General features: G+C 40.4%; 9 protein-coding genes and 4 tRNA genes. 9 read left to right on the top strand and 4 right to left on the bottom strand.

Going from position 1 to position 9,699, the window contains the following annotated elements; genetic code table 11:
* Nucleotides 1-23 precede the first annotated feature (23 nt).
* The 3 genes from CWC14_RS17720 to CWC14_RS17710 form a co-directional block, all read right to left on the bottom strand.
* Nucleotides 24-2,180, bottom strand: coding sequence for a response regulator (locus tag CWC14_RS17720; protein WP_138564206.1), 2,157 nt, complete (start codon nucleotides 2,178-2,180; stop codon nucleotides 24-26).
* 80 nt (nucleotides 2,181-2,260) lie between these two features.
* A complete protein-coding gene (locus CWC14_RS17715) occupies nucleotides 2,261-2,917 on the bottom strand; it encodes a helix-turn-helix transcriptional regulator (protein ID WP_138564204.1) in 657 nt (218 codons plus the stop codon).
* A gap of 213 nt (nucleotides 2,918-3,130) precedes the next feature.
* Nucleotides 3,131-3,502 (bottom strand): histidine triad nucleotide-binding protein, encoded by a 372-nt coding sequence (locus CWC14_RS17710; RefSeq protein ID WP_013466185.1) that lies wholly within the window; start codon nucleotides 3,500-3,502, stop codon nucleotides 3,131-3,133.
* A 92-nt stretch (nucleotides 3,503-3,594) separates the two neighbouring features.
* Here CWC14_RS17710 and CWC14_RS17705 point away from each other — a divergent pair, with 92 nt between their 5' ends.
* Complete coding sequence (locus CWC14_RS17705; protein WP_138564202.1) at nucleotides 3,595-4,197, top strand: DUF2057 domain-containing protein; 603 nt, start codon at nucleotides 3,595-3,597, stop codon at nucleotides 4,195-4,197.
* A gap of 56 nt (nucleotides 4,198-4,253) precedes the next feature.
* Here CWC14_RS17705 and CWC14_RS17700 read toward each other — a convergent pair whose 3' ends face one another.
* A complete protein-coding gene (locus tag CWC14_RS17700) occupies nucleotides 4,254-6,095 on the bottom strand; it encodes a M1 family metallopeptidase (RefSeq protein WP_058155358.1) in 1,842 nt (613 codons plus the stop codon).
* A 142-nt stretch (nucleotides 6,096-6,237) separates the two neighbouring features.
* Here CWC14_RS17700 and murB point away from each other — a divergent pair, with 142 nt between their 5' ends.
* The 8 genes from murB to CWC14_RS17660 form a co-directional block, all read left to right on the top strand.
* Nucleotides 6,238-7,248 carry a UDP-N-acetylmuramate dehydrogenase gene (gene murB, locus CWC14_RS17695; protein WP_138564200.1) on the top strand — a complete coding sequence of 337 codons (1,011 nt, stop codon included), beginning with the start codon at nucleotides 6,238-6,240 and terminating at the stop codon, nucleotides 7,246-7,248.
* Nucleotides 7,245-8,237 (top strand): bifunctional biotin--[acetyl-CoA-carboxylase] ligase/biotin operon repressor BirA, encoded by a 993-nt coding sequence (gene birA, locus CWC14_RS17690; protein WP_024602235.1) that lies wholly within the window; start codon nucleotides 7,245-7,247, stop codon nucleotides 8,235-8,237. Before murB ends, birA begins: the two co-directional genes overlap by 4 nt.
* On the top strand, nucleotides 8,234-8,932 hold the full coding sequence (locus CWC14_RS17685; RefSeq protein WP_138564198.1) for a type III pantothenate kinase: 699 nt from the start codon (nucleotides 8,234-8,236) through the stop codon (nucleotides 8,930-8,932). Before birA ends, CWC14_RS17685 begins: the two co-directional genes overlap by 4 nt.
* A gap of 126 nt (nucleotides 8,933-9,058) precedes the next feature.
* Nucleotides 9,059-9,134, top strand: a tRNA-Thr gene (locus CWC14_RS17680).
* A 39-nt stretch (nucleotides 9,135-9,173) separates the two neighbouring features.
* Nucleotides 9,174-9,258: transfer RNA gene (locus tag CWC14_RS17675), tRNA-Tyr, on the top strand.
* A 46-nt stretch (nucleotides 9,259-9,304) separates the two neighbouring features.
* Nucleotides 9,305-9,379, top strand: a tRNA-Gly gene (locus tag CWC14_RS17670).
* A gap of 10 nt (nucleotides 9,380-9,389) precedes the next feature.
* Nucleotides 9,390-9,465, top strand: a tRNA-Thr gene (locus CWC14_RS17665).
* A 135-nt stretch (nucleotides 9,466-9,600) separates the two neighbouring features.
* Nucleotides 9,601-9,699: GTP-binding protein (locus CWC14_RS17660; RefSeq protein ID WP_238322767.1), on the top strand; the 99-nt coding region annotated here is incomplete at its 3' end.

Below are 9,699 nucleotides of genomic sequence, written 5' to 3'. Positions count from 1 at the left end.
ACTTGATAGCCCGTAGCCCGTTTTTACCCTAGTCCTTGCCGCACATACTTCAAATACGCTTCTAAACTGTGTTGCCACAGTGTGCTGGCTTCATTTAACGAGTTATTTAATGGTTTTTTATCTAGTAAGCGTCGCTCAATTTTTTTTAGAGCTAGTCCATAGCTATTAAAACCAAGTTGCATAGCGGTGCTAGCTTGGCGATGTAATAACTTAATGCATTGCTCGGGGTCTTGCTCTAATAAAGCTTGGCAACGGCTCAGCTTATTACGAGCAGAAAGAATAAATTCATTATAGATAGAAGATACTTCATCAATACTAAAAGAGCTTGTCAGGGTGTCTGTTGCGGTTTCATCATATAACGTATCAATCAGCTCGACGACAATGCTAGCGGTTTGTGTTGACTGTGAATCACTCAATGCTTGGCGTAGTTTTTCTTGCTTTAATGGCTTGCCAACAATGTCTTTAATACCCAGTGCTAAGTATTCTTTGATTTCATCAGGGCTCAAACTGGCGGTAAAGGCCAGCACCGGAGTTCGCTGATTTTTATGCTCCACTCGTTTGAGTGTTTTTAGCACTTGCTGCCCTGTTAAATCGGGTAAGTTCATATCAAGTAACACCACATCAAAGTGGTATTTTTTCATCAACTCAATCGCACTTTTGCCATCTTTAGCGAGCTTAATTTTATGCTCGTCGTCAGCCATAAATTCAACAGCTATTTTTTGGTTTAAATCTAAATCTTCAACAAGTAACACATCAAGCCCAGTTAAATAATCCTTACTTTGATGGCGCTGCTCTACAAGGCTAAGTTCACCTATGGCTAGCGTCATGTTAAAGCTAAATACGCTACCCACTCCCAGCTCACTGGTGATTTCTAGTTGGCTATTAATTTTATCGAGAAGGCGACTGGTTATAGCTAGTCCTAGGCCTGTTCCGCCTTTTTCCTTACCGGCGCTGCTTTGAATGTAGGGCTCAGTTAAGTAATCAATTTCATCTTTTTCAATACCCGGGCCCGAATCGAGTACACTTACTTTAAGAGTATGATCGAGCTGAGTTTCATTAATTAAATCAATCTGTACTTTTACTGTGCCGGTGTCGGTAAATTTAATCGCATTACCAACAAGATTAATAATGATTTGTCTGAGCTTTTGTTGGTCGCAGTAATAACAGGCTTTATCAGGGATGTTACAGGCAAGCTCAAATTTAAGCTGTTTTTGTTCGGCCAGAGGACTTAACAGCAGGCATAAGTTTTGTAGCCAAGTTTTGAACTCTATGTCTTCTTCGTACAAGGCTTCGTCATGCTGATCCAAGCTTGCGTATTCCAGCACTTTATCTACTAGTAAGTTGAGTGACTCAGCTGAGTTGATAATGGCTTCGCAATAAGCTTTATTGCGGCTGTCGCTGGTTTGATTTAATACCAGTTGTGCACTGCCTAATATGCCGTTTAGTGGTGTGCGTATTTCATGACTGATGGTGGATAAAAACAGTCCGCGAATTTCTAAATCTTTATGAGCTTTTTCGGTGAGTTTATTAAGTCGTAATTCCCTGCGCTCATTACATAACAACGCCATACCTGCAGCATAGAACATGGGGGCAATAACACTATTTAAAAATAACAGTGAGTTAAACCATGAATTTAAAATGGCATCCTGTTGTGCAATGTCATCCATAAATAGGCTTCGGGTAATAAAACTTGCTGCAACTAAAGTTAAAATAATTATGTAAACAATACTGGCGTTAGGGTAGGGTTTTCGCGCATATTTTATAAATATAAATAATAAAAAAGTGGCCTCTACAATATGCTGCAAATCAGAAATATATACCCGTGAGCGCATTGAGGGCTGTAAAAATGTGAAATAAACAAGCAGCAAAGCGCTGAGCGCTGTAAATAGGCAAACAAACTTAAGGCCACGACCATGATAATTTAAAAATTGACTCAGTGACAAACAATGCACAATAGAAGCTAAAAACATCATGTTATTAGCAAGGGTAATGGCAATCTGATCAGGAATTTTGCCTATTAGTGCAAAACTAACAATGGCAGTTAATAGCAGTAAAGGATAGAAAATATAAAGTAACGTGCCGGGAACATGCTTATTGGTACGCCAGGTTAAAAAGTTCAGTAGCGTCATCACTGTCATAACGGCGATACTGGCAAAATAAAGCGTAAATGAGTCGAGCATTAAGACCCCAACAGCGTTTTTTAAAGAAGATATAAAAACAGGCACTTAAAGTGCCTGTATGGTATTTATTCAAACAAACGTTAACGAATTTCGTCAGGAATGTTTTGTTGTGCCCAAGAAAGTAATTCAATACGGTTACGACATTTAGTTTTTCTAAATGCACTGTATAAATGAGTTTTAACCGTATGCGGGCTAATACTTAACTCTTCAGCAATTTCTTTATTTTTAGAGCCATTACTCATTAACGAGATAATTGCTTTTTCACGCTTCGTTAGCTTTATTGGTTCAATATCACCATCAGTTAGCTTATGCAGCGCATCTTTATTAAATTGCAGCATGCGGTTAAGCGCATTACACATAATGCCACGACGATACCAAAGCTGATCTTCGAGTAATAAACGAATCCCTTTCATGAGTACATCGGCATTATCTGTGGTGTAAAATACACCACGAATACCGCTAAGTAATGCGCGATTAGCAAGCTCTGGGTTTTCATCTAAATTGAACAACACAATATCGCACTTGATGCGTAAATTAACGAGTTGCTCTTTTAGCTTTGTCCATGCGTCTTTACTTGATGTTTCAATGAACAATAAGCGAGTACCTACCGGAACATCTAAAATATTTGTACCCGTAGTTACGTCAAGGCCTTGCGTTTTTAACAATGGCTCTAAAACGTTAATACCAATAGTGTTAATTGGTTCTTCATCTAACAACAAAAAGGCTGAACTGCTCATGTTTTTTTACTCATTTATAAAGCTGGCTAATTAATTTTACCACAATCCCTACACACCTTTTGTATTAGAGAATCATTATTTCACTGGAGAAAAGGTGCGATTTCCGATTATTTAAACATAAAATGTTGCAAATAAGTAATTGTTTTTTTTCGTGTAGTAAGAAAAACGCCGTATTTTTGATTTTTTTAAACTAATCTAAGATTTAACTAAGCACTATAGCGCCGTTTTTTTAGTTTCTTGGTATGGAGGCCAGCCCATTTCTTTACCTGCGAGCATATGTAAATGTATGTGATACACAGTTTGGCCACCATGTTCATTACAGTTCATCACAACGCGGTAGCCGTCATCGCTAAAGTTGTGTTGCTTGGCCAGTTTTGCAGCGACCGTGTATAAATTACCAACTAAATGTGAGTTTTCATTATTTATATCATTTATAGTGGCAATTGGTTGCTTGGGAATAATTAATACATGAAATGGCGCTTGAGGATTAATGTCTTTAAACGCTAGCGTGTCATCGTCTTCGTAAATAATATCTGCTGGAATTTCGCGATTAATAATTTTAGTAAAAATAGTCTCTTGGCTCATAATGATGACTCTAATTTATTTGATTAATATATGTGTCACTAATGACAAATTTTGCTAGCAGTGTCAAACTGAAATCAACTAAAGGAGTAATTATGCGTAAATCAATATTATTAGGCAGTGTAGCGGCGCTCTTAGTGAGTGCATCAAGTTTGGCAGAAAATATTCACTTTCCTGAGGAATTTGTTCCTTTGCAAGTGGGTGAACGAATAATTGAAAGTTCGCTTTTTAGTCGTGTTGATGATGTTGAATTAGCACCGGGTACTTATCAGCTAAAACTTAAATACACAGATTTATATGACTTAGGTTATGACGATCATGAAGTGATTGAATCAGAACCTTTTTGGGTGAATGTAACCATTGAAGCGGGTAAAGATTACACCTTAGTATTTAATCGTGCTGAAAATGCGGTAGCGGCAAAAGTATTTGCTGAGGCACCGCAAGTGAGTTTAAAAGCAAAAGGCAGCACCTTAGCTAAGCCATTAAATATTATTGCCGAACGACAAGTTCAAAGCGCACAGTTTAAACAGCAAACAACAGCAATCTCAGCGGGCCCGCAAAAACCGAGTCGTCCCATTAAACCGATTACGCCAATTAATGGAAAAGGCATGCCAAGTGCGGCAAATATGCTCGACTTTTGGTGGCAACAAGCAACGCTCGCTGAAAGGCAGGCCTTTTTAGATAAAGTAACAAAATAATTAAGCATTAAAAAGGGCCAAATTGGCCCTTTTTAGTTTATTGGTAACGCTATTATTTATTCAAATAACGCGTCAATGGTACCTTGTGCAAGTGGGTGATAACCCGGACGTGCTTTTAAGTACACGCTTTGTGCCCAGTCTTTTTTACCATGTGTAATAAGTGCTTTGTAAAGTGGCACTATTAGCTTACGACGACCAATACCCGATAAGTGTTTATCAAGCGCAGGGTAAATCGGTTGGTAACCGTTACCCACTGCTAGCATGTACCATGCAAATGCGCGTTCTGCGTTAGTTGATTGGGTTAAGTTAAACTCGCCGTCTAATTCAGTCATTTTTTCAATGCTTAAATCGCGCGGTAGGTTATTTAAAAAGTGCAGCCACTCATGCACTGTCCAATTTGCAGTAGGTAATTGTGCGGCAGTTGTATCCCCCTTTAACCATGCTTGTGTTGCAGCATCTACTTTATCGAACGCATCAGAGGTAGGGTTAGGTGCATCACTTGGTAAACCTGGCTCAAAAATCCACTCGTTCACTTTATCCATGCTCACTACACCAGGGTACTTTTCAATTAAGTTAGCTTTGATGTAAGTCACAAATTGCGCAGTGGTTAGTGATTTAAACGCAAATTCATTAAAGTAAGTTTTAACAAAGTCATCAAACTTATCACGGCCATATTTTTCTTCTAGGTAGATTAAAAATAGCTGACCCTTTGTGTAAGGCACTGAGCTAAACGCATCATCCGGATCGCGGCCATTAAGTTTTAAATTAAGGCGAGTGTCTGGTGCATCAATGGTTTTAAGTTGCGCACGCAGACCAGCAGCATCAAGCGCTTGCTCCATTACTGCACGGTCGCGACCAAATACTTCTTCCATAATGCGGTTTTCAACGTAAGAGGTAAATCCTTCGTTTAACCATAAGTCTTCCCATGTGGCATTGGTTACTAGGTTACCAGACCAAGAGTGAGCAAGCTCATGTGCAATCAGGTTAACTAGGCTTTTATCGCCAGCAACAACGGTTGGGGTAATAAATGATAGACGCGGGTTTTCCATGCCACCAAATGGGAAGCTAGGCGGTAGCATAAGTAAGTCATAGCGACCCCAAGCATATTCACCATACATCGCATTGGTTTTGTCGATCATCGCTTGGGTGTCATTAAATTCAGCAACTGAGGCATCCAAAATAGTCGGTTCAGCAAAAATACCGGTTTGTTTAGACATCGCTTTAAATTCTAAGTTACCAGCACCAATCGCAATTAAGTAAGGCGAAATTGCTTGTGGCATATTGAAGTGGTAATCACCGTCTTTATAAAGGGCATCTTTATTATCGGCACTCATTACCGCACGCACATCTTCAGGGGTATGAATACGTGCAGAATAAGTCACACGCATTGCCGGTGTATCTTGCACAGGGATCCAACTACGTGCATGTATCGCTTGCGATTGACTATACATAAACGGGTGCGTTTTACTGGCTGTTTGCTCTGGCGTTAACCACTGTAAGCCCGACGCTTCTGGGCGACTGTTGTAGTAAATACGGACTTTTTCAGCTTGGCTTTTAAATGTAATGGTTAGTTTTGAGCCTTTAACATCGTCGCGATTAGCAAGGTTAAAACTGGCTTTATGCCAATTGCCATTGGCTGTTTGATACATCACTTTATCAATATCAAGATCGCGGGTATCAAGTACTAGCTTTGTGCTTTTCGCGTTTTGCCATTGTAGCGTATGCTCAACAAAACCTTCTAATTGCTTGTCGGCAAAGTCGATGTCTAAATCAAGGTTTAAATGCGTGGTGATAACATCATCAAGGTTGGCGTAGGAATTTTGATCAATTGCGCTAGCCATTGCTTGCGAGCACATACCGGCCATAGCGAGGCTTAAAAAAAGAGGTTTGATTTTCATAATTACCTTGAGTACAAATAAAAAAGTACCCGTTTTATAACATGATTGCCACAGTGGGTTGAACAATTTTTACAAGCTGATGCGCAATTTGCGACGATGAGTTAAACTAGAGAGATTAATTACTGGTATCTTTAGGACCCTTGTGGCGCACTCATTACAACCCCTACATACATTTGCATTAAGTAGCCAATGCCAAAATTTTATTGAGATCACCGACTCAGCGCAGCTTCAAACTCAGAGCTTTAACGCGCCTTTTTGTCTGTTAGGGGAGGGCAGTAATACCATTTTTTTAAATGATTATGCTGGCACGGTTATTAAAATGGCGACCCAAGGAATTAATATTACTGAACGGGAAAATGATTTTTTAGTCAGTGCGGCTGCCGGTGAAAATTGGCATCAATTAGTGACTTACTTGCTTGAGCAAAGCATAGCAGGGTTTGAAAATTTAGCACTCATACCTGGCACAGTCGGTGCTGCGCCAGTGCAAAATATTGGTGCCTACGGTGTAGAAATAGCACAATTTATAGAAGCTGTTGACTATTTTGATATTAATAGCAACTGCTTCAAATCTTTAACTAATCAGCAATGCCACTTTGCTTATCGTGAATCGGTTTTTAAACACGCGTTAAAAAATAAAGCGGTGATCACCCAGGTGCACTTTAAACTGCCAAAAATATGGCAACCAGTACTCAGTTATGGACCGCTACAACAACTAAAAAATCCGACGCCACAGCAAGTATGTGAGCAGGTGATACAAACACGCAATAGCAAACTCCCAGACCCTTATAAACTAGCTAATGCTGGGAGTTTTTTTAAAAACCCAATTATTACGAGTGCTGCGTTAGTGCCGTTACTTGCGCAGTTTCCTGAGTTACCTCATTACCCACACGGAGCCGGTCATCATAAAGTCGCAGCGGGATGGTTAATAGAACAAGCGGGGTTAAAGGGATATAAGATTGCCGGTATTGAAGTGCATCAGCAGCAAGCTTTGGTGCTCGTTAACCATGGTCACAGTACAGGGGATGATTTGATCAGCATGATCACCCATATTCAAAACACTGTTTTAGCGCGCTATAACATAAGCTTAGAACACGAAGTGCGGTTAATTGATCAACACAATGAATGCTATATCTCTTTGGAGCAATCAGCATGAAAGCACCTGATGGAAACAAGCTGGCTATTTTAAATGCGCTTAATAAAGGCGGGTTTGTCTCTGGGCAAGCTTTAGGAGAGGAATTAGGGATTAGTCGTGCCGCTGTTAGTAAACACATTCAAAGCCTACAAGCTATGGGCTTAGATGTATTTAAAGTTACAGGTAAAGGCTATTGCTTAAATAACCAAGTAGGGTTACTTAATCAGGAAAAAATACAACAGCTTTATGCTGAGTTAGGGCAAAATACCGCTAATATTGAAGTGCAGCCGCTCATTGATTCAACCAACAGCGAACTAATGCGCCGCATTCAGGCTAAAACACCACTTCAGTCGGGCACGGTAATCGTTGCCGAAATGCAGCAAGCAGGTCGGGGGCGTCGAGGGCGTGTATGGCAATCGCCATTTGGTGCCAACTTATACTACAGCTATTTTTGGCGATTAGATGATGGTTTACAAGCCGCTATGGGTGTATCGATTGCTGTTGGTTTAGCGGTGTATGATGCGATAAAAGCACTTTATGGTATTGATGTAGAGTTAAAATGGCCAAACGACATTTACATAAACAAACAAAAGCTCGCTGGCGTATTAGTTGAATTAGACGGGCAACCACAAGGGCCGTGTCAGTTGGTGATAGGAATTGGTATTAATTTAAATATGCCACAAAGTGCCAGTCAGCACATTGACCAAGCATGGACAGATTTAAGTCAGCACACCCAGCAGCTAGATAAAAATCAATTAGTAGCTTCATTAACTTATTGGTTAGAGCAGCGCTTAGCGCAATATCGCGAGAACGGCTTACAAACTATGTATCAACAATGGAATGCATTAAATGCGTTTGCAGGCGAGCAGGTAGAGCTTAATACTGGGCATCGTAGTTGGCGTGGCATTTGTGAAGGTATAGATGCGCACGGTGGTGTACGTATTCGCCAAGACGGCGAAGTAAAAAGTTATTATGGCGGCGAGATTTCATTAAGAAAGGCGCAAGCATGAGATTGTTAATTGATGTAGGTAATACTTCACTCAAAGCCGTATTGTGGGAAAACGGGCAAATACAGCCATGTGATATTAATAATATTTCATGGCAGCAAATTACGGTTGTTATTTACGCTTGTGTTGGTCGTAGCGAGTTACTTAAACAATTATTAGCGCAAGCCAAAACGTATAATATTGATTGTTTTGAGGCTACGGTTAGTAGTGAGCTTAGTGGGTTACGCTGCGCGTATCAGCAAGTAGGTAATTTGGGTATAGATAGATGGTTGGCACTTATTAGCGGTTATACGCTTTACCCTAATATGGCTGCTATTGTTGTTGATGCTGGCACGGCTACCACCATAGACGTTCTCAATAATGATGGGCAGCACTTAGGTGGTTGGATACTACCAGGGCTTGATTTAATGACCTCATCACTCACTCAAAATACTCAGCGCGTATTTGATGATGAAAACACGCCATTTGCTAATGAGCTTGGCAAAAACACTCCTAACGGATTAAGAAATGGTGCTTTAGTGGCAACTATTGGCGCAATTGAGCAAGCAAGGCTGCATTTAAATACAAAAAATAGCCTCTTAATTTTTGCTGGTGGTTATGGTCAGCTATTACAAGGGCATTTTTCACAGAGTATTTTCGACCCAATGCTAGTAATGAAAGGCTTAAATTACTGGTATGAGTTAGCTAAAAAGAGTTAAAAACAACAAAAAAACCGCTTTTTGCGCGAATAGTGAGCATTTAAAGCATTAAATCACATTTTTTTTAATTTTTTGGTTGCATCCCAATAAACCTTACTCTAGAATCTCGCCCCGTACTAAAGCAGTGCCGACTTAGCTCAGCTGGTAGAGCAACTGACTTGTAATCAGTAGGTCAACCGTTCGACTCGGTTAGTCGGCACCACTTTCCTTTTACCGGAAGTGCTTAGTAAAGAATTATCGTGGAGGGGTTCCCGAGCGGCCAAAGGGATCAGACTGTAAATCTGACGGCTCAGCCTTCGCTGGTTCGAATCCAGCTCCCTCCACCACTTTATTCTAGACGGTTAGAGGTAGTTTAAGAACAGGTTCCTTAAAGCGGGCATCGTATAATGGCTATTACCTCAGCCTTCCAAGCTGATGATGCGGGTTCGATTCCCGCTGCCCGCTCCAATTTGATGATGCTGATATAGCTCAGTTGGTAGAGCGCACCCTTGGTAAGGGTGAGGTCGGCAGTTCAAATCTGCCTATCAGCACCAGTCAATCGAATCGCCTTAAACACTTCCTTTATCTGTCAGAAAAAACTATTTGAAATTTGAAAAAATTAACTTAATCTACCTATGGTGGATTATTTTCATATGTAATCTAGATACACAAAACTGATAGGTTCCGTCATGGCAAAAGAAAAGTTTGAACGCGTAAAACCGCACGTAAACGTTGGTACAATCGGCCACGTTGACCACGGTAAAACTACACTAACTGCAGCAATCACT

It is taken from the genome of Pseudoalteromonas sp. S3260 (assembly GCF_005886925.1).
GTDB lineage: Bacteria > Pseudomonadota > Gammaproteobacteria > Enterobacterales > Alteromonadaceae > Pseudoalteromonas > Pseudoalteromonas tetraodonis.
The sequence above is the reverse complement of the archived record's forward strand: the minus strand, read 5'-3'. Positions and strand labels throughout refer to the sequence as shown.

What these genes read in the sequence shown, in the direction of transcription:
- CWC14_RS17685 (WP_138564198.1), top strand. Translation starts at nt 8,234, where the DNA reads ATGAGATTGTTAATTGATGTAGGTAATACTTCACTCAAAGCCGTATTG.
- CWC14_RS17710 (WP_013466185.1), bottom strand. Translation starts at nt 3,502, where the DNA reads ATGAGCCAAGAGACTATTTTTACTAAAATTATTAATCGCGAAATTCCA.
- CWC14_RS17720 (WP_138564206.1), bottom strand. Translation starts at nt 2,180, where the DNA reads ATGCTCGACTCATTTACGCTTTATTTTGCCAGTATCGCCGTTATGACA.
- CWC14_RS17715 (WP_138564204.1), bottom strand. Translation starts at nt 2,917, where the DNA reads ATGAGCAGTTCAGCCTTTTTGTTGTTAGATGAAGAACCAATTAACACT.
- CWC14_RS17705 (WP_138564202.1), top strand. Translation starts at nt 3,595, where the DNA reads ATGCGTAAATCAATATTATTAGGCAGTGTAGCGGCGCTCTTAGTGAGT.
- CWC14_RS17700 (WP_058155358.1), bottom strand. Translation starts at nt 6,095, where the DNA reads ATGAAAATCAAACCTCTTTTTTTAAGCCTCGCTATGGCCGGTATGTGC.
- birA (WP_024602235.1), top strand. Translation starts at nt 7,245, where the DNA reads ATGAAAGCACCTGATGGAAACAAGCTGGCTATTTTAAATGCGCTTAAT.